The 25,057-nt window shown below is 54.6% G+C and carries 21 protein-coding genes and 1 pseudogene; 19 read left to right on the top strand and 3 right to left on the bottom strand.

What is annotated here, in order from left to right; all coding sequences use genetic code 11:
• Positions 1-5 precede the first annotated feature (5 nt).
• On the top strand, positions 6-1,523 hold the full coding sequence (locus COHPA_RS0102540) for an FAD-dependent oxidoreductase (RefSeq protein WP_027084625.1): 1,518 nt from the start codon (positions 6-8) through the stop codon (positions 1,521-1,523).
• Between the two features lie 47 nt (positions 1,524-1,570).
• Here COHPA_RS0102540 and COHPA_RS0102535 read toward each other — a convergent pair whose 3' ends face one another.
• Positions 1,571-1,954 (bottom strand): YmaF family protein, encoded by a 384-nt coding sequence (locus COHPA_RS0102535; protein WP_027084624.1) that lies wholly within the window; start codon positions 1,952-1,954, stop codon positions 1,571-1,573.
• 130 nt (positions 1,955-2,084) lie between these two features.
• Here COHPA_RS0102535 and COHPA_RS0102530 point away from each other — a divergent pair, with 130 nt between their 5' ends.
• Positions 2,085-2,348, top strand: coding sequence for a hypothetical protein (locus COHPA_RS0102530; RefSeq protein ID WP_027084623.1), 264 nt, complete (start codon positions 2,085-2,087; stop codon positions 2,346-2,348).
• A gap of 274 nt (positions 2,349-2,622) precedes the next feature.
• Entirely contained in the window at positions 2,623-4,089 is a 1,467-nt protein-coding gene (abc-f, locus tag COHPA_RS0102525) for a ribosomal protection-like ABC-F family protein (RefSeq protein ID WP_027084622.1), read from the top strand.
• A 64-nt stretch (positions 4,090-4,153) separates the two neighbouring features.
• Here the strand turns inward: abc-f and COHPA_RS24145 are convergent, their stop codons facing one another.
• Positions 4,154-4,621 carry a hypothetical protein gene (locus COHPA_RS24145; RefSeq protein WP_027084621.1) on the bottom strand — a complete coding sequence of 156 codons (468 nt, stop codon included), beginning with the start codon at positions 4,619-4,621 and terminating at the stop codon, positions 4,154-4,156.
• 168 nt (positions 4,622-4,789) lie between these two features.
• Here COHPA_RS24145 and COHPA_RS0102515 point away from each other — a divergent pair, with 168 nt between their 5' ends.
• The gene (locus tag COHPA_RS0102515; protein ID WP_027084620.1) at positions 4,790-5,575 is read left to right on the top strand and encodes an alpha/beta fold hydrolase; all 786 of its coding nucleotides are present in this window, start codon (positions 4,790-4,792) and stop codon (positions 5,573-5,575) included.
• Positions 5,576-5,578: 3 nt separating this feature from the next.
• Here COHPA_RS0102515 and COHPA_RS0102510 read toward each other — a convergent pair whose 3' ends face one another.
• The gene (locus COHPA_RS0102510) at positions 5,579-6,376 is read right to left on the bottom strand and encodes an SDR family NAD(P)-dependent oxidoreductase (protein ID WP_027084619.1); all 798 of its coding nucleotides are present in this window, start codon (positions 6,374-6,376) and stop codon (positions 5,579-5,581) included.
• Between the two features lie 305 nt (positions 6,377-6,681).
• Between COHPA_RS0102510 and COHPA_RS22855 the strand changes: the two are divergent.
• From COHPA_RS22855 to katG, 15 genes and pseudogenes are all read left to right on the top strand, one after another.
• Positions 6,682-8,871 (top strand): annotated as a pseudogene (locus COHPA_RS22855) (heavy metal translocating P-type ATPase); the annotation flags it as partial.
• 1,027 nt (positions 8,872-9,898) lie between these two features.
• Positions 9,899-11,266, top strand: coding sequence for a helix-turn-helix domain-containing protein (locus COHPA_RS0102500; protein WP_027084617.1), 1,368 nt, complete (start codon positions 9,899-9,901; stop codon positions 11,264-11,266).
• Between the two features lie 98 nt (positions 11,267-11,364).
• Positions 11,365-11,772, top strand: a complete 408-nt coding sequence (locus tag COHPA_RS0102495; protein ID WP_027084616.1) for a VOC family protein — start codon at positions 11,365-11,367, stop codon at positions 11,770-11,772.
• 16 nt (positions 11,773-11,788) lie between these two features.
• Positions 11,789-12,445 carry a GyrI-like domain-containing protein gene (locus COHPA_RS0102490; protein ID WP_027084615.1) on the top strand — a complete coding sequence of 219 codons (657 nt, stop codon included), beginning with the start codon at positions 11,789-11,791 and terminating at the stop codon, positions 12,443-12,445.
• A 231-nt stretch (positions 12,446-12,676) separates the two neighbouring features.
• The gene (locus tag COHPA_RS22850; protein ID WP_281173021.1) at positions 12,677-13,021 is read left to right on the top strand and encodes an ArsR/SmtB family transcription factor; all 345 of its coding nucleotides are present in this window, start codon (positions 12,677-12,679) and stop codon (positions 13,019-13,021) included.
• A 56-nt stretch (positions 13,022-13,077) separates the two neighbouring features.
• On the top strand, positions 13,078-13,875 hold the full coding sequence (locus tag COHPA_RS0102480) for an arsenite methyltransferase (protein WP_027084613.1): 798 nt from the start codon (positions 13,078-13,080) through the stop codon (positions 13,873-13,875).
• A gap of 70 nt (positions 13,876-13,945) precedes the next feature.
• Positions 13,946-14,617 carry an aspartate/glutamate racemase family protein gene (locus COHPA_RS0102475; RefSeq protein ID WP_027084612.1) on the top strand — a complete coding sequence of 224 codons (672 nt, stop codon included), beginning with the start codon at positions 13,946-13,948 and terminating at the stop codon, positions 14,615-14,617.
• Positions 14,618-14,694: 77 nt separating this feature from the next.
• The gene (locus COHPA_RS0102470) at positions 14,695-16,365 is read left to right on the top strand and encodes a GAF domain-containing sensor histidine kinase (RefSeq protein WP_027084611.1); all 1,671 of its coding nucleotides are present in this window, start codon (positions 14,695-14,697) and stop codon (positions 16,363-16,365) included.
• 23 nt (positions 16,366-16,388) lie between these two features.
• Positions 16,389-17,048, top strand: a complete 660-nt coding sequence (locus COHPA_RS0102465; protein WP_027084610.1) for a response regulator — start codon at positions 16,389-16,391, stop codon at positions 17,046-17,048.
• Between the two features lie 160 nt (positions 17,049-17,208).
• Positions 17,209-17,748: an NADPH-dependent FMN reductase gene (locus COHPA_RS0102460; protein ID WP_027084609.1), complete on the top strand. Its 540-nt coding sequence runs from the start codon at positions 17,209-17,211 to the stop codon at positions 17,746-17,748.
• A 47-nt stretch (positions 17,749-17,795) separates the two neighbouring features.
• On the top strand, positions 17,796-18,437 hold the full coding sequence (locus COHPA_RS0102455) for an HAD family hydrolase (protein WP_027084608.1): 642 nt from the start codon (positions 17,796-17,798) through the stop codon (positions 18,435-18,437).
• A 46-nt stretch (positions 18,438-18,483) separates the two neighbouring features.
• Positions 18,484-19,740 (top strand): aminopeptidase, encoded by a 1,257-nt coding sequence (locus COHPA_RS0102450; protein ID WP_027084607.1) that lies wholly within the window; start codon positions 18,484-18,486, stop codon positions 19,738-19,740.
• A 433-nt stretch (positions 19,741-20,173) separates the two neighbouring features.
• The gene (locus COHPA_RS0102445; RefSeq protein ID WP_027084606.1) at positions 20,174-21,163 is read left to right on the top strand and encodes a cation diffusion facilitator family transporter; all 990 of its coding nucleotides are present in this window, start codon (positions 20,174-20,176) and stop codon (positions 21,161-21,163) included.
• 174 nt (positions 21,164-21,337) lie between these two features.
• A complete protein-coding gene (locus COHPA_RS0102440; RefSeq protein ID WP_027084605.1) occupies positions 21,338-22,723 on the top strand; it encodes an MATE family efflux transporter in 1,386 nt (461 codons plus the stop codon).
• Positions 22,724-22,866: 143 nt separating this feature from the next.
• The gene (gene katG / locus COHPA_RS0102435; RefSeq protein WP_027084604.1) at positions 22,867-25,053 is read left to right on the top strand and encodes a catalase/peroxidase HPI; all 2,187 of its coding nucleotides are present in this window, start codon (positions 22,867-22,869) and stop codon (positions 25,051-25,053) included.
• Positions 25,054-25,057: the final 4 nt, after the last annotated feature.

The following is a 25,057-nucleotide window of genomic DNA, read 5'->3' as shown; positions in this document are numbered from 1 at the left end:
TCATCATGGCACAGCTTCCGCAATTTCCCGAGTCGTATTGGACAACCTCCGTCGACATTCCTTCGTTCCCGGAACTGAGTAGCGATCTATCCGCCGACGTCGTCATCGTCGGAGCAGGCATTACAGGCATAACCGCGGGATATTTACTCTCCAAGCAAGGAGTCAAAGTCGCGATCCTGGAAGCAGGACGCATTCTTCACGGCACGACCGGACATACGACCGCCAAAATTACCGTCCAGCACGACGTGATCTACGACGAGTTGATCGGCCATTTCGGAGAGGAGCAAGCGCGTTTGTATTACGAGGCCAACCGCGATGCGTTGCAATTCATGAAGCGCACGGTGGAGACCGAGAACATCGCCTGCGATTATGCCATAGAGGATGCCGTTCTTTACGCGCAGACGTTCGAATCCGCCGACAAGCTCGAGAAGGAGCTCCGGGCATACGAGAAGCTCGGCATCCCCGGCGAGCTCAAGGATTCGATAGATTTGCCGTTGAAGATCACGTCCGCGTTAGCCGTTAAGGAGCAAGCGCGGTTTCATCCGATCCCCTACTTAACGACGTTAATCGATCGGATCACGAACGCCGGATCTCACGTTTTCGAACATACGACCGTCATGAAAGTGGAGGATGGCGCTTCGCCCGTCGTCGTGACGGAGAAGGGACAGCGCTTGACTTGCAAGCATGTCCTATCGGCATCCCATTTTCCGTTCTTGGATTGGAAAGGCATGTATTTCGCGAGATTGCACGCGGAGCGTTCCTACGTCCTCGCCGTAAAGATCAAGCAGCCGTACGGGGGCGGCATGTATTTAAGCATCGATAAGCCTTCGCGTTCGATCCGGTTGGCGCAAGACGGGGACGAGCCTCTGATCTTGATCGGCGGGGAAGGACATAAAGCCGGCCAAAGCCCGTGCACGATCAAGCACTACGAGGCGCTGCAGACGTTCGCGGCAACGACGTTCGACGTGAAGGAGATCGCTTATCGTTGGTCGACGCAAGATTTGGTCACGACCGATAAAGTGCCTTACGTCGGGCGTATCAACGCCGATAACCCTAATATTCTTGTCGCGACCGGCTATCGCAAGTGGGGGATGACGAACAGCACCGCGGCCGCGCATATGCTGACGAATATCGTACTAGGCAACGAAGATCGTTACTTGAAGCTGTACGATCCGGCGCGGTTCCACGCCGATCCGGACCTCAGGACGATCATTTCCCAGAATGCGAACGTAGCCAAAGAGCTCATCTCAGGCAAATTGGAGACGACTCACCGCAGCGTGGACGAAGTGCTCGAGAACGAAGGAGCGGTCGTTAACATAGGCGGCAAAAAGGCCGGCGCCTATCGGGATCCGAACGGCGTCCTTCACGTCGTCGATACGACGTGCACGCACATGGGCTGCGAGACGCATTGGAACGACGGAGACCGCACTTGGGATTGCCCTTGCCACGGCTCCAGATATTCTTACACCGGAGAAGTGATCGAAGGACCCGCGAAGGAGCCGCTGGCAAAAATAGAAGTTTGATCGGATAACAACAAGGCAGCGATCTCCGCTAGGAGCGCTGCCTTGTTCTACATGCTCTCGTTCCCGGTCCGGCCTTGGTAGGCATGAACGTGCGGATGCCGGCCATTCACCGTCGTATATCCCGAGAAATAATGAATGTGCCCTCCGCCCGGCAGCGGAACCGCTTCGCCGGTCGTACCGCGAATGAAATGGGTGTGGCCGTCGTTGAATGTCGTTTCCGTCTGAAAGGCATGTACGTGAGGGACGCCCGTCGGAGCGGGGGCCGTAACGCCGGCATATTGATGGGCGTGACCGTCATCCACGGTGGTCATTCCAGCAAAACCGTGCACGTGTACTTGCCTGCCGTCCCATGTGGTGATGAACAGCCGATGCGAGTGATGATCTCCGGAATCGTTCGTGCACAGCACGTATCCCGTGACCGGAATGTCCATCGAAACCGCTCCTTATTCGTTCGGATTTCCTTTAGGTTATGAAAAGCACAAGCCGTCCTGACACAGGAATTGTGCTATAATAATTGCTTCAGGTTATAGCAGGACATTTCGCGGAAGGAAGAGGCCGTACATGGACAAGTTTATCGCACAATGGACAACGAAGCGCCAAATGGGGAAGAGAGCCTATATCCTTCGGTACGGCGTCCTGTATATGGGAATGATCAGCACCGTTCTGTTCACGCTGCCCGAGCTCATTAACGAAGGGAAGATCAACGTCTGGTTTTTCATTATCCGATTGTTCTGCTTCCCGACGATCGGCGCGATGATCGTAGGCCAGCGTTGGGACGGCAGGGAACAGAAGTATGCGAAACGGGTCGCCGAGATCGGCAATTAGACGTTGAATTTTACTTCCCAGCATGATAAGATGCATTTAATTTAAGGATTGGAGCTGAAAAGATGGATATTTCTTGCTAACGAAAGATAAAACAGCCAAACGATTTGTTTCGCGCGTTTTATTTTCGTGTGCAAGAAAGTTACTCTATCTTTTCGCTCAAACGGGATCTCCTCGTCCGGCTTCGTACCGGGTTGGATTTGCTGTAGATAGGTTGAGCTGCGAGAAAGGTAACTTTCTTGCGGCTTTTATTATTTTCAGCGGGAGGTCACGCTTAATGTCATTAATTAAAGTATCTAATCTTACGTTTGCCTACGAGGGCAGCTACGATAACATTTTCGAGAACGTCAGCTTTCACATCGATACCGATTGGAAGCTGGGCTTTACGGGCAGGAACGGGCGGGGAAAAACGACGTTTCTGAACTTGCTGCTTGGCCGGTACGAGTATAGCGGTCATATTACGGCGAGCGTCGGCTTCGATTATTTTCCGTTCGCCGTAGAGAACAAGGAACGCCGCACGATCGACATCGTCGCCGGCATCGTTCCCGACTTCGCGGAGTGGGAGCTTGCGCGCGAGTTGAGCTTGCTGAAGGTGTCCGATGACGTGCTGGACCGTCCATTCGAGACGTTGTCGAACGGGGAACGGACGAAGGTATTGCTGGCGGCTTTATTCCTGAAGGAAAACAGCTTCCTGCTCATCGACGAACCGACCAACCATCTGGATATGACCGGCCGGCGGATCGTCGGCGACTATCTCCGTTCGAAGAGCGGATTTATACTCGTGTCTCACGACCGGTCGTTCCTGGATCGATGCATTGACCACGTCCTGTCCATTAACAAGACGAACATCGACGTGCAGAAGGGCAATTTCTCGGACTGGTGGACCGGCAAACAACGCCAAGACAACTTCGAGCTCGCGGAGAACGATCGGCTGCAGAAGGATATCAAACGGTTGTCCGAAGCGGAGAAACGAACGAACCATTGGTCGCACGAGGTAGAGAAAACGAAGATCGGACACGGCGTACCCGACCGGGGTTATGTCGGCCACAAAGCCGCCAAAATGATGAAGCGCTCCAAAGCGATCGAGCATCGGCAACATGCCGCCATCGAGGAGAAGTCGAAGCTGCTGAGGAACATCGAAACATCGGAAAGCTTAAAGCTGTCGCAGCTTTCCTATCATAAACGGCTGCTTGCGGAATTCGACGGCGTGACCGTTCATTACGGAGACAAACCGGTATGCAACGGAGTCAGCTTTACGATCGAGCAGGGGGACCGGATCGCGTTGTCGGGCAACAACGGTTCGGGCAAGTCGAGCTTAGTGAAGCTGATTTGCGGCGAACCGTTAGATTACGCGGGATCGTTCAGACGGGGCAGCCAGTTGAAGATCTCCTACGTGTCTCAGGACACGTCGCATTTGAGGGGAAACTTAAAGGACTACGCGATAGAGCAGGGGATCGACGAGAGCTTGTTCAAAGCGATCCTGCGCAAGCTTGACTTCGCCAGGGTTCAATTCGAGAAGGATATGTCCGCGTTCAGCGGAGGGCAGAAGAAGAAGGTGCTCATCGCGCGAAGCTTGTGCGAGCAAGCTCATCTGCTCGTATGGGACGAACCGCTCAACTACGTCGACGTCATCTCCCGGATGCAGATCGAGGATTTGCTGCTGGAATACGAGCCGACGATCGTATTCGTGGAGCATGATCGCGAATTCCGCGATCGGATCGCAACGAAGGTCGTTGCCCTTTAAAGCAAGTCCGTAAAAGACGATGTAGGTTGCCGCATGCAACCGAACATCGTCTTTTACTTCTTGTTCAGCGCCGAGGCGCTAACATCCGTCGAATGAAACGAAAAGCAACGTAGAACAAGCCGACCCAGATCAACACAGCCAGCAAATTGAACCCGCCGAAGCCGAGTCCGCCGTATCCGAACGGGTTGAACAAGCTGCCAAGCAAGCTGCCTGCGAACAATCCCCCGAAGAACCCGCCGAAGCCGCCCCAACGCGATGCTGGCGCGCGCGTTACCGGAGTGCTTGAGACGGGACGCTGACCGGTTCGAGTCGCGCCGGGCGCCTGCACGCCCGTATTGCCGCCGCGCGCCGGAGCCCGGTATGTTCTTCGCCCGGAGCGAAACGCGTTCGTTTCGACCTGACCGGGAGCGTCCGGGCCAGGAGCCGGAGACCGGATTTCCGTCGCCGTGCGAACGGTAATGAGGGAGCTATCCATGACGAACGGGGCAACAATAGCGCAACAGACGACGATCCCTGCAACAAGCCGTTTCAAGCCTATACCTCCTCGTCTTCGATTAGAGGAACGCAATCTCTGCTAGTTTTAACGAATGAACGGAGCTTATTCCTGCTTTCGCCATACGTTCGAGTTGCTCTTCTTGCATGTTCTCGATTTCCGCGAGTATGTTAGGATAATGCGACTTTCGAGAACGGGGGAATAGGCGTGGGATATTACGTAACGGTAGAGACAGGCATTAAGCTCTACATTGAGGATTTGAATCCCGGGGGAAGCAGGACGATCGTGTTCCTGCACGGATGGCCGCTGAGCCATAAACAATTCGAATATCAGTTCGACGTATTGCCGACTATGGGTTTCCGTTGCATCGGCATTGACTGGAGAGGATTCGGTGCGTCCGATAAACCGATCGGCGGTTACAACCTCGAACGGTTGGCGGATGACGTTCGCATGGTCGTCGAAGCGCTGAAGCTGAACCGTTTTACGCTAGCGGGGCACTCTACGGGAGGAGCGATCGCGGTCAAATACATGTCGCGTTATAACGGCTTCGGCGTATCGAAGCTCATCCTGATCGATGCCGCCGTTCCGACGGGGTTTACGAAGGAAACCGCCGCTCGTTTCATGAAGCTGTGCCTGAACGACAGGCCGCAGATGATGCAGGAGGTGACCGATCAATTTTTCTTCCGGTACGTGACGAAACCTTTCGCGGGATGGTTCAACGCGATAGGGTTAGAGGCGGCCGGATGGTCGACGGCGGCGATCATTCAGTTGCTGAGCGAATTCGACTTGAATGCCGATTTGCCGTTTATCGCCGTGCCGACTTTAATCGTACACGGCATTCACGACAAAGTGATCCCGTTCGCGCAAGCGGAGGAGATGCAGCGGGCGATCAGGAACGCGCAGCTCGTTCCGTTCTCCTACAGCGGCCATGGTTCGTTCTACGATGAACGCGACAAGTTCAATCTGTTGGTCAATCAATTCGTTGGCGCGTAAAGTTTAACGAATCGGCTTCCAATCATAGTATTTCGTCGTTTCGTCCTCCGCCTCGGGCATGCCGGGGAGGATCAAACCGCCGTCTACTTTTAGACTCGTGCCCGTAATATAAGAGGCCGCATCCGACGCGAGCCACAGTACCGCTTCGCCGATATCCTTCGGCTTGCCGACTCGCCGAAGCGGTATTTTCCTGCCTAATTTGCCGTAATATTCATCGCTGACCCGCTCCAGTTCCGTCGCGCCGGGAGCTACGTTATTCACGCGAATGCCATGCATGGCGAGTTCGATTGCGATAGACTCGCTCGCGCGGCGAAGGCCGGCCTTCATTCCTCCATATACCGAATCGTGCGGATAAGCGCGTTCGGCTCTCGTAGAAGTAATGTTGACGATGCTGCCTTGGATGCCGCGCTCCAACATCTGACGGGCGACGAGCTTCATCAGAATCATCGGAGCGACGAAGTCGATTTTGATGAAGCGCATCATCTCATCAGGCTCTAGTTCTAACAATTTCTTCGCGTAACCGGCCCCGGCATTATTGACAAGCAGATGGACTTGGCCTAGCGCGCGGATCGCCGTGTCCGCATAGCTTTCGGCGAAGCCGGGATCGGACAAGTCGCCTTTCATGACGTGCAGCCGTCTGCCATGATTCACGGTAACGATCTGCTCGAGCTCCCGTATGCCGTCGTCGTTGGAGCGGTATACGGTGGAGAGGTCGTATCCTTCTCGCGCGAGCACGGCGCATATGCCTTTGCCGATGCCGCTGCTGGCTCCGGTAACGATCGCCGTCTTGTTCTTACCCATTCCGCATTCACCACCCGTTATGTTGTGTAGGTTTTAGCGGTAGCGAATCTTTTATGCAACGAACAGGCAGCTTCGTGATGGATCGTGTTGGAGATCGCCGTGCCGTAGCAAAGGATGAAGCCATAAACCCGCACATGATCTTGTCGCGAGAATGCAAGCAGGAGAACTCGAAGCTCTGGAATGATCGGAGCCAACGCTTATTTAGGCGTTGGTATTTTTTTTACCGTTTGACATACGGGTGGGGGGTATATTATGATGGAATCAGAAAATGGAATGATATCCTACAGACCAGAACGATTAGGGTGATGATACAGATGACGAATAACCGACAAGCAACGCTGCAAATTACGGGTATGACCTGCGCGGCCTGCGCGAATCGCATCGAGAAAGGCTTAAACAAGCTGGACGGCGTGAAGGCTTCGGTCAATCTCGCCTTGGAAACCGCCCATATCGAATACGTGCCGTCGATGACCAATACAACCGATGTGATTCGTAAAGTCGAGTCGCTAGGCTATAAAGCGAAGCTGAAATCCGAAGCCAAAGGGGACGGGGATCACCGGTACGAAGAGATTCGCCGGCAACAATGGACGCTGCTGATCTCCGCCGTACTGACCATCCCTCTCCTGTGGGCGATGGTGGGACATTTTTCATTCACCTCGTGGATTTGGTCGCCGGAGCTCTTCATGGAGCCTTGGTTTCAGTTCGCCTTAGCAACGCCCGTACAATTCGCGATCGGGGCGCGATTCTACGTCGGTGCCTACAAAGCTCTGCGTAACGGCAGCGCGAACATGGACGTTCTGGTGGCACTCGGGACATCCGCGGCTTATTTCTATAGTCTGTATATCACCCTATGGGACGTCCCCGACGCGCTTTACTACGAGACTAGCGCCGTCTTAATTACCTTGATTCTGCTCGGAAAGCTCTTCGAAGCGTTGGCCAAAGGGCGGTCGTCGGAAGCGATTAAATCTCTGATGGGATTGCAAGCGAAGACGGCAACGATCGTTCGCGACGGCCAAGAAGTGAACGTTCCGGTGGAGGAAGTGATCGTCGGCGACGTCTTCTTGGTCAGGCCGGGCGAGAAAGTCCCGGTTGACGGAATCGTCTTGGAAGGCGCGTCCGCGGTCGATGAATCGATGCTTACCGGGGAAAGCATACCGGTCGACAAACGTTCCGGCGAGACGGTGATCGGAGCGACGCTGAACAAGAACGGAGTACTGAAAGTCCAAGCGACTAAAGTCGGCAAAGAGACCGCGCTTGCGCAAATCATTAAAGTGGTGGAGGAAGCGCAGGGCTCCAAAGCGCCGATCCAGCGGGTTGCCGACGTCATATCCGGTATCTTCGTTCCGATCGTCGTCGGGATTGCCGCCGCAACTTTCGCGGTTTGGTACTTTGCCGTGGAATCGGGCGACGTCGCCGCCGCGCTGGAAAAAGCGATCGCCGTTCTCGTCATTGCGTGCCCATGCGCTTTAGGTTTGGCCACTCCGACGTCCATTATGGCAGGATCGGGACGCGCCGCTGAGCTCGGCATTCTGTTCAAAGGCGGAGAACACCTAGAAAATACCCACCGCATCGATACCGTCGTGCTGGACAAAACCGGTACGGTTACGAAGGGCAAACCGGAATTGACCGATATCGTCGCGGCAGACGGATTCGACGAGACGCGGCTATTAGCTTGGGTTGGCGCAGCCGAGCGAAATTCCGAGCATCCGCTTGCCGAAGCGATCGTGAGCGGAGTAAGAAATAAAGGAATCGCGCTGCCGCAGACCGATTCCTTCCAAGCGATTCCCGGTTACGGAGTTATGGCCGTCGTCGAAGGCAAAGGCGTCATGGTCGGCACGAAGAAGCTGATGGCCGAGTACAGCGTACAAGCGGACGTCGCGTTCGAGACGATGGCGAGACTGGAATCCGAAGGTAAAACCGCCATGCTCATCGCCGTCGACGGCAAGTACGCCGGGATGGTCGCGGTTGCGGACACGATTAAAGAAACTTCCGCGGAAGCGATCGCTCGCATGAAGGCTCTTCGCTTGGAAGTCGTCATGATTACCGGCGACAACGAGCGTACGGCCAAAGCGATCGCCGAACAAGTCGGCATCGATCAGGTGCGGGCGGAAGTCCTTCCGGACGGCAAAGCGGGGGAAGTCAAGAAGTTGCAAGAAGCCGGACGAACGGTCGCGATGGTCGGAGACGGCATCAACGACGCTCCTGCATTAGCGACGGCGGATATTGGAATGGCGATCGGAACCGGCACCGATGTAGCGATGGAAGCCGCGGATGTTACGCTGATGCGCGGAGACCTGAACAGCATCCCCGACGCCATCTCGATGAGCAAGAAGACGATGGCGAACATCAAGCAGAATTTGTTCTGGGCGCTGGCGTACAACGTGATCGGAATACCCGTAGCGGCGCTTGGCTACTTAGAGCCATGGCTAGCCGGCGCGGCCATGGCGTTAAGCTCCGTATCCGTCGTGCTCAACGCTTTAAGATTACAGAACGTGGATCGTAAACCCGGGGAGAGAAACAATCGAATGAATGGGAAGCTTCGGTTTATCGTAGTGCTCGTACTCGTCGTCCTGTCGTTCTTGGCCGGCTACGGCTTCGGCAAGCAAAGCAATGAAAGCTCGTCCACCCGGCCAGTCGAGCAGGGGCATGGACACGGCGGTTCACCTTCTCATGGAGACGAAACAGGGGAAGAAAACGCATTAAAGACGAACGTCGTCTGGGAGACGTCGAATGCCAAGGCCGGTGAAGACACGGGAATCCGTATCGTCATCCGGGACGAACAAGATCAGCCGGTCGATAACTTCGACATCGAGCACGAAAAGCTGCTTCACCTGATCGTGGTCAGTAAGGACATGTCCTACTTCAACCACATTCATCCCGAATATATCGGTGACGGGGTATTCGAGATTACGAACCGTTTTCCGGCGGGAGGGGAATACAAGCTGATCGCCGATTACGTACCGGGCGGAGGCGGCAAGACGACCGCTATGGAATGGGTGACGATCGAAGGCGCCGCTGCCGATCCGATCACGCTTACGCCGGATAAGTCGCATGCCAAAGTGGTCGAAGGTATTGAAGCCGCGCTCGCGAACGACCATCCGGAACCAGGCGAAGACTTTGAATTATCGTTCCGGCTTTCCGATGCGAATACGGGGCAGCCAATCAAGGATTTGGAACCGTACTTAGGCGCGGTCGGACACGTCGTCGCGCTCAGCGAAGATACGGAGCAGTATCTCCACGTTCACGCGTTGGACGAAGAGGCGAGAGGACCGGAAGCCCAATTCATGACGGGCTTCCCGCATGCCGGCATCTATAAACTGTGGGCGCAGTTCCAACGAGAAGGCAAAGTCATTACCGTTCCGTTCGTTATCAACGTGCAATAAGGCGAATAGCCGATTCCGAGTTTGTCGGGATCGGCTTTTTTGATAAAAAATTAAACTCGAACGCGACTCGGATTTGTTATGATAAAGATGCCTATAGGAAAATAATGACTATTCATGCGACTGGGTATAGGGGGGGGCCATGCGCACAGCCGAACTGATCGAACAAGCCATCGATTATATCGAGGAGCATCTTCACGAGCCGATCGAGCTGGATCGGATCGCCGAAGCAAGCAGAATGTCCGTTCCGAACTTGTACCGGATGTTCTATGCGATGACGGGCCACCCCGTTAAGGAATACATACGCAAGAGGAGAACGAGCGAGGCGGCTTTTCTGCTGCGGCAATCGGAGCTGCCGGCTAACGAGATCGGCTATCGGCTCGGGTTCGACGCATACCAGACTTTTAACAACGCGTTCAAACGTTATACGTGTCTGACCCCGGCGACGTACCGTCAATCGGAGTTCATCTTCAGCTTCGAGCGGATTAGACTTCTAGAGCAAGTATCTTATATCGAGGATCGCGAGGTATCCGAGCGTTATTCGGACGTCAGAGTCATACGGTTGGCTCCTCAAAGCGGTATCGGTTATTTGCACCTAGCGGACTCCGAAGAAGGAATCGAAGACGAAGCCATTCGCAGGTTCAGGAACGCATTGGCAGCATGCGATATCGATCTCGGTAAAATGAAGCTTTGGGGCTGGAACGTGGACAAGGACGCTGTTGCGCCGAAGTTCGGATACCAGCTTGTCGCGACCGGCGATACGGCGAGTATTCCGGGACACCCGCGGCTCCGAACGGTTGATGTTCCCGGCGGACTATACGCCGCAACCTGGGTCGCCGCGCAGTCCGGTTCCGCCATCGTTGCCGCATGGAATCGAATGCTGTCGGAATGGTTGCCCGGAAGCACGTTCGAGCTCGGCAGCCACGGTTTTCTCGAAGAGTTCCAGCAATATAACGGGAGGATCGTGCGCTTAAAGCTATTCCTTCCCGTCAGCCGCAGACAAGCAACGGAGACGATCGATATCGTTACTCGCAAGGAAGCGCGAACGATTCGGTTTCGGGCCGAAGGTCCCGATTGCGCGAAGCTTGCCGACGAAGCGGCGGTAGAGTGGATTTTGAAGCATAATCGTGTCGGTGACGCAAGCTTCCAACTGCTCATGAGCTGCAGTTACGGGAATGCGTCGGAGGACGAAGGCTATTGCGAAATTTATGTTTCCGTGCCGGAATCGTTCGTCCCCTCGGAGGAGGACGCTCCCCGAATGTTCCAGTTGGAAGGCGGAAGTTATGCTTGCGTGACAACCGGAGCGTACGGCGCGATGACAGGCGTGCTTGATCGGCTTTACCGCTGGCTCGGTTCGTCCGAAGACTATATGCCGGACGGTAAGAGAGCGTGGTTCGCGCGATACTTGCCGGATCGTTCAGCCGACCTGGAACATACGGATTTCGAGCGCGCGGTCGGCGTCGAATGTTACGTGCCGGTTATTGTACGACATGAATTAAAGGGGGCGTAAGAAGCATGAACGAGCAGTCTCGGCGAAGAGAATCGCCGGATAACTATAAACCGGCGATAGTGCCTAAAGCTTTAAGAATGATTATAGGAGGAAAAGCAATGAATGAACGACAAGCCACGGCGAACAACGTACGCAGCAGCCCCGTCAACAATAAAATCGGCAATGTATTCATCCCGGTAAAGGACATCGAAGAATCCCGCGGTTGGTACTGCCGCATTCTCGGATTGAACGAGAACGATTGCGAACTTTGGCACGGGCATTTATGCGGATTGCCGATGGAAGGCACCGGGATCATATTGGATACGATGCCGATGTGGAGAGACAACGAAGAGGTAGGGGCACCCGTATTCCAAACGCCGGCGTTCATGTTCATGACCGAGGATGTTCATCAATCGTTCCAATATATCAAGGGGCTCGGCGTGGAACTCGTCACGGAAATCGAGAACGGCAAGTGGTTCGTCATTAAAGATCCTAACGGCAATCAAATCATGATTTGCGGAGAGTAAGCTGAGGGAGGACCCTATGGACAATAGCGCTTGGCAGATTAAAAAAGAGAAGCATCCAGTAAGACGCAACGCCGACGGCTATAAGCCGAAGCTCGTACCGAACGCGTTAAAGACGATCGAAGGAAACGCGAATCGCAACCCGAGAGGAGAGGACGACAACATGCAAGAGACGAATTCGATTCAAGTCGTCGATATCGCCCCGTTCAAAGCGTTGGCGGTTCGTACGGCGATGACGCCCGACAAGAGCGGAACGCGCGCAGCCTGGAGCAAGCTGAGCGAGAAAGTGCCTCTTGACGACGCTCGAATAACGGATGAGCCTTCGGTGTTCGTGTTTATCCCGCAAGACCAATGGGGAAACAAAGTCGATACGCTTTGGGTAGGGATAGCGGTACGCGAATTCGGAGACGTACCCGAAGGCGTCGAGGCGTTGGAGCTTCCTGGCGGACCGTGCGCAAGCGCTCGCGTATCCGGAGACGAAGCGCACATGTGGCGCGTTTATGATGAGATGTTCGGAGGGCTGGACCAATCTCCCGAATACGAGCTCGATCGCCAACCAGGCGTTCTCGGCATGGAGACCGTACCGTTCGAACCGTTCAACTCGCTTACGGTGCCTTATTCGGAGCTCGAAACGTTCCATTTTACGATGTTATATCCCGTACGCAAGAGAGTATGATTTTAATGAGAGCCAGCCGCCCATGGCGGCTGGTTTTATTTACATTCCTTCTTGAAGGAATAATTCGATTCTGTCTTTGATGGCATCTCGTGTCGCTCGGAACAGCGCCATGATTTCCTCTTCGGCGATGTTAATCAAAATATTTTGATTAACTATTGCAAAGTACATTTTGCCATGTTAGGATGAATTCATCAAAAGATTTTGATTAAGAATAAGGCGGGGATCGTCTTGATAAAGGAACTTCCAGTGAACGTACAAACCGCATCTCCTGTCGACTTCTCCGTGTTCGAAACGAAATTTAAGGCGTTGGCGGACGAGAAGCGGCTGCAGATCATGCACGAACTGACCCGAAGAGGGAACACTTGCGTATGCGACTTAACGGAAATCGTCGATATGCCGCAATCGAAGCTCTCGTATCATCTGAAGATACTGCTGGACGCCGGACTAATCAAACGCGAAACGAGAGGAACTTGGAGCTTCTACGAGCTGAATCACGATGAAGTGAATCGTCTTCTTTCTCCGGAGCTATGCTGCATATTCCGCAACGAAGGTATTCCATCAGGCGATTTCTGCTAAAGCTTTCGTCTGTCGAATAGATCAAAAAAAATTGATTAATTAGGGAGCGATAATCGATGAACCAAGTAAAACACGACGAAATTCGTCAGCATGTTCGTAACCGTTACAAGCAAATCGCGATGCAAGGAGCGTCCGAAGAAGGCTGCTGCGGTCCTTCAAGCGGTTGCTGCGATACGCATTCCGAAGCAAATGCCGTCTCTTCCGTTCTCGGCTATTCCGACGCGGAATTAGGCGACGTGCCGAGCGGCGCGAATTTAGGACTTGGATGCGGGAATCCGCAGGCTATCGCTTCGTTACGCGGAGGCGAAGTCGTGCTCGATCTAGGGAGCGGCGGAGGATTCGACTGCTTTTTAGCCTCGCGGCAGGTCGGAGAAACCGGTCAAGTGATCGGGGTCGACATGACGCCGGAGATGATTAGCCGCGCGCGCTCGAACGCGGCGAACGGATCTTATCGCAATACCGAGTTCCGCCTAGGCGAGATCGAACACTTGCCCGTTGCGGATAACAGCGTAGACGTGATTATTTCGAATTGCGTAATCAACCTATCGCCGAATAAACCGCAAGTATTCAATGAAGCGTATCGGGTTCTGAGACCCGGCGGTCGTCTTGCGATTTCGGACGTGGTCGCGACGGCGACGATGCCCGAAGAATGGAAATCCGACCCGGAGTCGCTCTCCGCATGCATCTCGGGAGCTTCGACTGTCGATGAAATGGAACAGATGCTGCGCGCGGCGGGTTTCCGCGACATAAGAATTCAACCGAAGGATGAGTCCCGATCTTTTATTAAAGAGTGGGTTCCGGGAGCCAGCATCGACGATTATATTGTATCCGCGACGATTCAGGCCCTTAAGTAAAGGAATATTGCCAAAAATCCCTTCGACGACTAAGATGATAGACAGTCAGCAATCCGGAGGGGTAAATCAGATGACAAGAATCGGTTGTTTCCACGCCCATTATTCGAATATCGAACAAATCGATGACGCTTTGAGCGATTACGACGTCGAGTGTATCCACTTCGTAGATCCCGGACTTGACCGAATCAAGAACGAACCGGATTTCACCCGCGAACAAGCCGAACGCAAAGTGCTTGATACGTTGAACTGGATCGCCCGCAGCCAGGTGGATGCGATCCTGGTGACATGCACATTCTACGCGGCGCTGATTCGCGACGATATTCATCGTTTTCCGGTACCGATCGTTAAGATCGACGAGCCTCTCTTTCAAGACTTGTTGAACGGCGCTCAACCGATCGTCCTCGTATTTACGAACCCGAACACGGTAGACGGTACGCTGGGGCGACTGCGCCGGTATTTCGAAGAGCATGGAGCTGCGTTGGATGCGAGCGCTCGCATAGTGCCCGGCACGTTCGAATTGATCATGCAGGGGAAGAAGGATCAATACCTCGAGCAAGTTGCAAGCGGAATGATCGGAATTGCGCGGGAACTCCCGGATCAGACCATCGTCGCCGCGCAACTCTCGATGGTTCCCGCGGCGCGGAAAGCCTCGGAGGCGACCGGGACCGCGATAGGCAACGCCGCAGTTTCCTTGGCCGAGTATTTAAGCCGACTATTATCACTGGAGTTCAAGCCGCGATAATCTCGCGGCTTTTTTAATAGCATGACTATTGCTATGATTGAGATAACGAACGGGATGAGAGGAGAGGCGTATCGACTATGGACCAGAAAGACTTGCACATCCAAGAGTTGACTACGCTGAAGACGATCGCCGAGACGCTCAACGAGTCCAACGACCTGAACGCCATGGTGAACGTCGCCATCGAGAAGCTGTTGGAGCTCACGGGATTATCGACCGGATGGATGTATCTCGTGGATGAGCATGGCGACTATGAATTTAAAGCCGGTATCAACCTGCCTCCGGGCCTTACCCATAAAGAGAATGAGCCCATGCGCTGCGGCGGCTGCTGGTGTCTGGACCGCTACGGAGACGGCAGGCTGAAGAACGCCGTCAACATCATGACTTGCAGACGAATCGACAAAGCGAAAGCTTGTTCCTGGGGCGATACGCGCGGGATTACTCATCACGCTACCGTGCCGATCCGATCGGGAAGCAGGCGGTTCGGCTTGTTGAACGTGGCGGCGCCGGGTAAAATCCATTTCGACGAGGCGGAACTCGCATTGCTGCAATCCGTTGCGTTCCAAATCGGAAGCGCAATGGAGCGGATGCGTCTGTACGCCGCGGAACGGCGCAGGGCGACTTTGTTCGCCAAGCTAGGCGAATACGGATCGGCGCTCGGCGTTGCGGCTTCCCAATACGGCGAGTTGGCCGAACTATGGGAACAGGCGATGACGCTGATCGGTCGGAATTTCGACTGGCCAAGCGCAGCGCTGCTTGAACCATCGGGCGGCAACTGGACCGTTCGGGCCGTCTATTCGGAAGGTCGGACGATCGTTCCGCAAGTGCAAGTGCCGATGGATGGGATCGAAGGTTACTTGGATCGCGCGGTTCAACGCCCATCTGAACCGCTATGCTATGAATACGCAAAGAAACTGGCCGCATGGCTCGCGCAGCAGGAATTGCTGCCCGAGGCCGCGCATGCGGCAGCGGCTTTGATCCGTTCGCCCGGAAAAAAAGCGACGGGAATTTTACTCATCGGTTATGAGACGAGAGACGAACGCTATCTATCGGATTCCGAGATTACCGAGGCGCTGGCGGAGCTGATCGGCGTCACGTTCGAACGGGTTCGGCTGGAAGACAACCGAAGGGAGCTCGTGCGAATGGATGAGCGCAATAAGCTGGCGCGGGATTTGCACGATTCGGTCAGCCAGACGTTATTCTCTCTCACGATGATGTCCAAAGGCTCGTCCGGACTGCTGTCTTCGGGCAACGAGGAACTGCTGCGGAGGACTTTGCAAGAAATGCAGGCGCTGTCCCAAAGCGCGCTCAAGGAAATGCGCGAGCTCATCATGCAGCTTCGGCCAGCAGGGTTGGAGGCGGGGTTGGCGACAGCGCTCAAGCATTACGGGGAACGGTTAAGGCTTCATGTGTCCACCAAAGTTAATGGCATTAACGAATTACCGAGGGCAGTCGAAGAGGCTTTATGGCGAATCGGCCAAGAGGCGCTCAATAACGTAAGCAAGCACTCGGGTTCGAATGATGTCGGGGTTTCTTTGCATCTAGGCAGAGAGAGAGCGGGTTTGACAATAGCCGACCGCGGACAGGGGATAACCCCGCAAAGGCTGAACGAGTTGAAGCGGCATTCGATCGGCTTATCGACGATGAGAGAAAGAGCGGTGGCGCTCGGAGGATCGTTCGCGCTTCACACAGTCCCTTACGGCGGAACTACGATCGAAGTCGTCATCCCCCTCGATCGCGCGGATGATTGATAGTTAACGAGGAGAGATCAGTTATGGCAATCCGATTATTCATCGCCGACGATCATGCCATGGTCCGACGCGGTCTGCAAGTTTTCCTCGCGACGCAATCGGATATCGTATGGGTAGGTGAAGCGGCGAACGGCCAGGAAACGTTGGATCGAATCGCCGAGGCGCGGCCGGACGTCGTTCTCATGGATTTGAACATGCCCGTGATGAACGGAATCGAGACGACGGCGTCGCTGGTTCAAACTTGGCCGGATACGAAAGTCATCGTCCTCACCTCGTTCGTGGATCAGGACCATGTGTTGCCAGCCATCCAAGCCGGCGCCAAAGGCTTCTTGTTGAAAGATATCGAACCGGAAGCGTTGGTCGAGGCGATTCGGCGCGTCCACGAAGGACGAGTCGAACTGCATCCGGACGCAGCCGGTTTGCTCGTCCATCATTTATCCGGAGCAGAACGTCAAGGGGACGGGAAGGCAGGCACGGATGATGCGCTGAACCAGCTCACGCCCAGGGAGTTGGACGTATTGCGACTCATCGCGTCGGGCAAGTCGAATAAAGAAATTAGCGAATCGCTCGTCATTACGGAGAAAACCGTCAAAACCCACGTCAGTCATCTTCTGGATAAACTCGGATTCAGCGACCGTACGCAAGCAGCGATCTACGCGGTTAAACGCGGGATCGATTCGTAGCTCAGGAAAGCAAGAAGACATGACCTCATCCTAAAGTCGTAGAAGAATGAACGAAAGTTCATCCTGTATGCCGACGCGATCCCAAATGCCGTCTCGCTACAATGTAACTAATCTTAGAGAAGCCTCATTGGACATAGGAGCGAGAAGGGGAGCGAAATCAATGAAAATCGCGTTTCTGACGGGAAGCAACAGGAAAGGCGCCTCAAGCACGATATTGGCTAAATCGATGGCCGAACGAATGGAACGGATGCATGTGCAAGCAAGCGTGTTCGATCTGGCGGAATGGCAGTTGCCGATTTATTCGCCGGACTCAGATTACTCGAATCACGACGGCGTACAAAGGATGAGCCGGTTCATGATGGAAGCCGACGGCATCGTTCTCTCGACGCCGGAGTTCCATGGCTCGATCAGCGGCGCGCTCAAAAACGCGCTCGATTATTTGGGGCAAGCGCATTTTGCGGACAAACCGGTGCTGTCGATCGGCTCCGCGGGAGGACCGGTGGGCGTCAGTTCTTTGACGCAGCTTCAAGCGATCGTGCGCAACCTGCACGGCATTAACTGCCCGCACTGGATCTCGATCGGAGGAGACGGGCGCGCAAGATACGCGAGCGCGTCAACCGCGGAGCTCGATAACCGGGCCGAACAGGCGATGGAGGCGTTGCTCGATTTGGCGGGAAGATTGATGCGTTCCCGCGTGTAATCGCGCCAGCGCGACGTAAGTCGTACGATAAAGAGGGGATATCGAATATGGAAGTCGTTATTTTCGATATGGATGGCGTTATTATCGATTCGCATTCGATCGCCATCCGGCTTTTGCGCGAAGCCGCGAACAGTTACGGCTGCAACTTGTCGGACGAGGAAATCCAGTCGTGGGGAAGCTTAAGCTCCCGCCAGTTCTGGACGAAGGTAAAAGAAGATTTCCAGCTTCCTCACGAGTTGAATGAATTGATCCAGTCCTATAACGTGGATCGAGAAATCGATTTATATAGAGAGATCGAGCTCATTCCAGGCGTTAGGGATTTTCTTGTCGCCCTGAGGGAACGCGGCATTAAGACTGCATTGGCCACCAGCGCTTCCAGAAAGCGGATGAATGCCGTGCTGGACATTTTTAATATCGGGAAATACTTCGATCAATGCGTATGCGATGATGAAGTGGAAGCGTCCAAGCCGGATCCGGAAATTTTCTTGCTTGCTGCAAGCAAGCTGCAGGTTGATCCGACTCGTTGCGTCGTCATCGAGGATTCCCGCAACGGGCTGCTTGCGGCGAAGTCTGCGGGAATGAAGTGCGTCGCCTTTAAAGGCTTGGCCCACGTTCAAGAGAAGATGGATGGAGCGGATATCGTCCTGACCGATTTTAATGATCGAGAAATCCTACATACAATGAGATAATAGTGTGTAATGCCTTTAGTGAATGCCGCGATAAAGGAGAAAACGCATGCAAGCATGGAAGCGCAACTTAGAGAAGTACGCGGAGCTCGTCGTTAAAGTCGGCGTCAATCTTCAGAGCGGACAAGACTTGATGATCGAATCGCCGCTGGAATGCCTATCATTAACGAGATTAATCGTAGATCGAGCGTATGCGGCCGGGGCGGGCTACGTACAAGTGAACTGGCTGGATGACACGATAACGAGGAGCCGGTTCGTCCACGGCGATGAATCGTCGGCCGACTATTATCCGGATTGGCATGCGGATATGCTGGCGCGATTCGCGGAGAGAGGCGGGGCTGTGCTGCATATCAAGGTGCCCGACCCCGATCTCTATCATGGCATCGATGCCGAGCTCGTGTCGCGCGCTTCTAAAGCGGCGGCAGTGGCGCGCAAGACGTATCAGCATTACGTCCGCACGAGCAAGTTCAGTTGGTGCTTGATCAAAGCGCCGACGAGCGCGTGGGCGTCCAAGGTATTCCCCGATCTCCCCGAAGAGACACGGGTGGAAGCGATGTGGGACGCGATCTTCCGCATGAACCGCATCTATGAGGAAGATCCGGTAGCGTCATGGAAAGCGCATCTGGAACAACTGCGACTCATTCGAAAATTTCTGAACGGGAAGAGATATGCCGCGCTTCATTATCGCTCTCCGGGAACCGACCTTCGCGTCGAGTTGCCGGATGGCCACATCTGGCTAGGCGGCGATAAAGACAACGAGTCGGGTTTGCGGTTCGTGGCCAATATGCCGACGGAAGAAGTGTTTACGATGCCGAAGCGAACGGGCGTGAACGGTACGGTAACGAGTACGAAGCCGCTTAACGTGAACGGCACGATCGTGGACGGTTTCTCGTTCGCGTTCGAGCACGGGAAGGTTGTCCGACACGACGCGAAAGTCGGCATTGAGCATCTGAATCATCTTCTCGCGATAGATGAAGGAAGCCGCTATTTAGGCGAAGTCGCGCTCGTGCCTCATCGTTCGCCGATTTCGGACATGAATCGAATCTTCTACAATACCGGTATCGACGAGAATGCGTCTTGTCATTTTGCGCTCGGAAGCTGCTATCCGACGAATCTAGAGAACGGAACGAAACTTTCCGAGGAAGAACTGGTGCAGCGCGGGGGAAATACTTCGCTCATCCACGTCGACTTCATGATGGGAGCAGAGGATTTGGACATAGACGGCATCCTCGAAGACGGCCGTTCCGAACCTCTTTTTAGACAGGGAAATTGGGCGGTGAGCTTTGAACCGCAGAACAAGCCATAACGAAGGCGAAGGCGACAATCCGGAATCGGAATGCCGCCTTCGTGATTTTACGCGAACGTATAAGAATGGAATCTCATCGCATTGCGCAAGCTCGCCCACACGTCGACGCTTCGCCGCCTATATACCAGAAACCGTAACCGGCCAACGAGAAAGATCCGCCAATCGTCACTTTCTTGGCTAAAGAACGGCCGTCCTCCATCCAAATCCGATTAAGCAGGGTTGGCTCGGAGTATTGGGCATAATATTGGCCAAGGAAATCGGCCCATACGGACTTAAGCATATTGTCGATTACCGCCGCGCGCGCGATGGGCTTGTCAGGCTCGAAGGTATGTATTCCGGTCGTTGAAACCCGGAAAGCGCAATCGCGTATATTTAATGACCGAATGCTTAGGCTTCCAACGGTATTCACATCATATGGAGGGACTATTGACGAATGTCATCAGACAGCGAGAGTAGAAGTTTCTGGAAATTACTCAAGAGAGGCAACACATCAAGCGCAACTGCGGCAATTGGCAACACGGGCATCGCGATCATTAAAGGGTTCGCGGCATTCATGACGGGGAGCGGCGCCATGTTCGCTTCGACGATGCACTCCATCGCGGACGCGATCAACCAAGCGTTCGTATTCACGGGGAGCGTGCTTGCCGAGAAAAAAGCGACCAAGCGATTTCCGACGGGCTTCGGCAGGGTCATCAACTTATTCTGCATGGTTGCCGTTATCGTCGTAACGGTAATGGCGTACGAGACGATAAGAGAAGGTATTCATTTGCTCCAACATCCCGCGGAATCGCAGGGGTTCTGGATCAACTTCGTCATCCTCGTTCTATCGATAATCGTTGACGGTTTCGTTTTATGGAAGGCCATGAAAGAAATCGTTCTTGAATCGAGAAGCGAAGTGAAAGGATCTTCGGTCATCACCGCCGCCTTCGCGAACGTGGGACGAGCCGCCCCTCCGACGCGATTGGTGTTCTATGAGGATTTAGTAGCTACGACAGGCGCGCTGTTGGCGTTGATCGCGGTCGTGTTCACGGCTTTCACAAGCTTTTCGTTCCTGGACGGCGTATCGACGATACTTATCGGGTTGCTGATGATCGTCGTCGCTTTCAGAGTCGGTTACGACAATATGGTCGGATTGATCGGAGTCGCCGCACCGCCGGACGTGGAAGAGAGAGTGGCGAACCTTATTTTCTCCCATACGGAAGTGACGGACATCTACTCGATGCGAATCCTGCAAGAGGGCAGGTACTATCACGTCGAGGGATTAATCGAGCTTAAGCCCGGAATGACGCTGGCCGAAGCCGACGACATCAAATTCAAAGTGCGGGACAGCCTGATGCTCGATCCATCGATCGCGGACGTCACGATCGGCATTATCGAGGACAACGGCGTTCGCAATTGGCAGCCGGAATCCGTTAACGCATAAGCATAGATGATCTTTCAAGTCTTCATCGGCATCCGGCCGAATGAAGGCTTTTTCTATGTAATGGGATGTGGAAGCGAAGGGAAGAGCGACAAATTTCTAAACATTGATAGGTAGGAAACTATACCCGTCCTCTTATACAATGAAAGATACGACTTCAAAGAGAGGAATTCAGCCATGCCTGCGACTAAACCGAACGACCAACTTGCATTGAACCGATCACCGACATTGTTCGCCCTGACATGGCCGATTTTCATCGAATTAGCGCTTAACATGCTGATCGGCATCGTCGATACCTTCATGCTGGGGCAATACGACGATAGAGCCGTCGCGGCCGTCGGCGTCGTCAACCAACTTAACAATACGATGAATTTGATTTTCGCCGTTGTGGCTACGGGTACGACAATCTTGATCGCCCGCCAGATCGGAGCCGGCAACCGCAGCGACGTCCCGCGATTCGCCGCTACCGCGATCACGTTGAACTTCGCTTTCGGACTCATCATCAGCTTGGCGATACTCGCCGCCGGAGAGCCGATCCTTCGCATGATGGGCTTGCAAGACGAACTGATGCCCTACGCGCTGCAGTACTTGAACATTACGGGCGGATTTATTTTCGTTCAGGCGCTTATGCTGACGGCATCGGCCGGATTGAAAAGCCATGGACTGACGCGACAAGTCATGTTCGTGTCGATCATCATGAATCTCGTACACATCGGCGGCAACTACGTTGCTTTGAACGGCATATTCGGCATCCCGTCCTTCGGCGTTTCCGGCGTTGCCGTATCGACCGTGTGCAGCCGCGCTTTCGGCTTCGTCGTCATGTTTTTCCTGCTGATGAAGGTGCTGGAGAAGAAACCAGGCTTCCGGGATTACATTCGGCTTCGCATCCAATACGTCAAAGAGCTGCTCGGCATCGGCGTTCCGGCGGCTGGAGAACAGTTATCGTACAACATCTCGCAGCTCGTCATTACGAGCTTCATCGCCATGCTGGGCGTTACCGCCATGATTACGCGCGTCTACACGTTCCAGATCATCTATCTGATCACGCTATTCTCGCTTGCGATCGCGCAGGGCACGCAAATTCTCGTCGCGCGGCTGATCGGCGCGCAAGACAACCAAGGCGCCTACCGCATCGGATTTCGCAGCCTCGCGTACGGCGTCGGAATCAGCCTTGTCATAGCCGGATTTTATAATCTAATCGGCGGGTATATGCTCGAACTGCTAAGCGGCAACGAGGAGGTCGTAGAGCTAGGCCGGAAGCTGCTGCTGCTTTCGTTCCTTCTGGAGCCCGGCCGCGCCTTCAATCTCATCCTGATCAGCGCGTTGCGCGCCGCGGGCGACGTACGTTATCCCGTCTATGTCGGCATCCTGTTCATGTGGGGGCTGGCGGTACCGAGTGCCTATCTTTTCGGTATCCATTTCGGCTGGGGGTTGTTCGGCATACTCACCGCGTTCGTCATGGACGAATGGATTCGCGGATTGATGATGGCTTACCGATGGAAGAGCAGGCGATGGGCGATGCCGCGCGAACACCGCGTATCAACTAATGCGGCGGAAGCATAAAAGGAGAGAATCTTGACCGAATAGGGGTCAAGATTCTTTTTTATTAAAAATATATTTATTGATTTCTATTCTCAATCATATTATAACTTTAATTGTAGTAATTCTAATTTAGAATTTAATATAAATTGATTGGAGATGTTGAAATGGATTCCATGGCTACTGCTAATGCTGGAAAATGCCCGTTCTTGCATGGAAGCGCTACGACTCACAACCCCGCGATCACATCGAACAAACATTGGTGGCCTAATCAACTGAACCTTAATATTCTCCATCAGCACGACCGCAAATCGAACCCGATGGGCGATGATTTCGATTACGCGGAGGAATTCAAGAAACTAGACTATCAAGCGCTGAAGCAAGATTTACGCGACCTCATGACGAAGAGCCAAGACTGGTGGCCGGCAGACTATGGGCATTACGGGCCGTTGTTTATTCGCATGGCTTGGCATTCGGCCGGTACATATCGCACGGGCGACGGCCGCGGCGGCGCGAATACGGGGACGCAGCGATTCGCTCCGCTGAACAGCTGGCCGGACAACGGCAACCTGGATAAGGGTCGCAGGCTGCTATGGCCGATCAAGCAGAAGTACGGCAACCGAATTTCCTGGGCCGACTTGTATATTCTTGCGGGCAACGTCGCGATCGAATCGATGGGCGGCAGAACGTTCGGCTTCGGCGGAGGACGGGCGGACGTCTGGCATCCGGAAGAAGACATCTACTGGGGCGCCGAGAAGGAATGGCTCGGAGACAATCGCTATACGGGCGATCGCGAGCTGGAGAATCCGCTGGCAGCCGTTCAGATGGGCTTGATCTATGTTAATCCGGAAGGACCTAACGGCAATCCGGACCCGCTGGCGAGCGGACGCGACATTCGCGAAACGTTCGCGCGGATGGGAATGAACGATGAAGAGACGGTCGCGCTCATCGCCGGCGGACATACGTTCGGCAAGGCGCACGGCGCCGGCGATCCTGCTCACGTCGGGCCTGAACCTGAAGCGGCTCCGGTCGAAGCGATGGGTCTAGGCTGGCTGAGCACGCACAGCACCGGCAAAGGCCGCGACGCGATCACCAGCGGAGTCGAAGGCGCATGGACATCCAATCCAACGAAATGGGACAACGGCTTCTTCGATAATCTGTTCGGTTATGAATGGGAGCTTACGAAAAGCCCGGCGGGCGCGCATCAATGGGCGCCGGTCAATCCTAAAGACGAGCACCTCGCGCCGGACGCGGAGGATCCGTCGATCCGCGTCAGCACGATGATGACGACTGCCGATATGGCTTTGCGCGTCGACCCGATCTATGAGCCGATCGCTCGCCGTTATCATCAGAATCCGGAAGCGTTCGCCGAAGCTTTCGCGCGCGCTTGGTTTAAGCTTACCCACCGGGACATGGGACCTCGCGCCAGATATCTTGGACCGGAAGTTCCATCCGAAGAGTTGATCTGGCAAGACCCGATTCCGGCTGCCGATTACACGTTGACTGATGCGGATGTAGAGGAGCTGAAGACGAAGATTCTAGACTCCGGACTTACGATCAGCGAACTCGTTACGACGGCTTGGGCTTCCGCCAGCACGTTCCGCGGCTCCGATATGCGCGGCGGCGCGAACGGCGCCCGCGTTCGGCTTGCTCCGCAGAAAGATTGGGAAGTCAATCAGCCGGCCCAGCTTTCGAAAGTGCTGACGATTCTCGAAGGCATTCAAGAAGACTTCGGCAAGAAGGTCAGCTTGGCCGATCTGATCGTCCTGGGCGGCAGCGCCGCGGTCGAGAAAGCCGCTCGCGAAGCAGGATTCGACGTATCCGTTCCGTTCGCGCCGGGACGCGGCGATGCGACGCAAGAGCAAACCGACGCGGAAAGCTTCGCGGTATTGGAGCCAGTCGCGGACGGCTTCCGGAACTATCAGAAGAAGCCATACCGCGTAAGTTCCGCCGAGCTGTTAGTCGACAAAGCGCAGTTGCTCGGATTGACCGCGCCGGAAACGGCCGTGCTCGTCGGCGGCATGCGCGTACTCGGCGCCAACTATGGCGGCGCCCCGCACGGCGTATTCGCCGACCGCGTCGGAACGCTCACCAACGACTTCTTCGTCAATCTGCTCGACATGGGCGTACAGTGGCAGCCTGTAGGCGGCGACGTGTACGAAGGACGCAGCCGTAAGACGGGCGAAGTCGTCCGCACGGCGACTACGGTCGATCTCGTGTTCGGGTCGAACTCCGTCCTGCGGGCAATCGCCGAAGTTTACGCGCAAGAGGATAATAAAGAAAAGTTCGTGCGCGACTTTGCGGCGGCATGGGTTAAAGTCATGAACGCGGACCGGTTCGACCTCAAGGCGTAAGGGG

It is taken from the genome of Cohnella panacarvi Gsoil 349 (genome assembly GCF_000515335.1).
Lineage (GTDB): Bacteria > Bacillota > Bacilli > Paenibacillales > Paenibacillaceae > Cohnella > Cohnella panacarvi.
The sequence above is the reverse complement of the archived record's forward strand: the minus strand, read 5'-3'. Positions and strand labels throughout refer to the sequence as shown.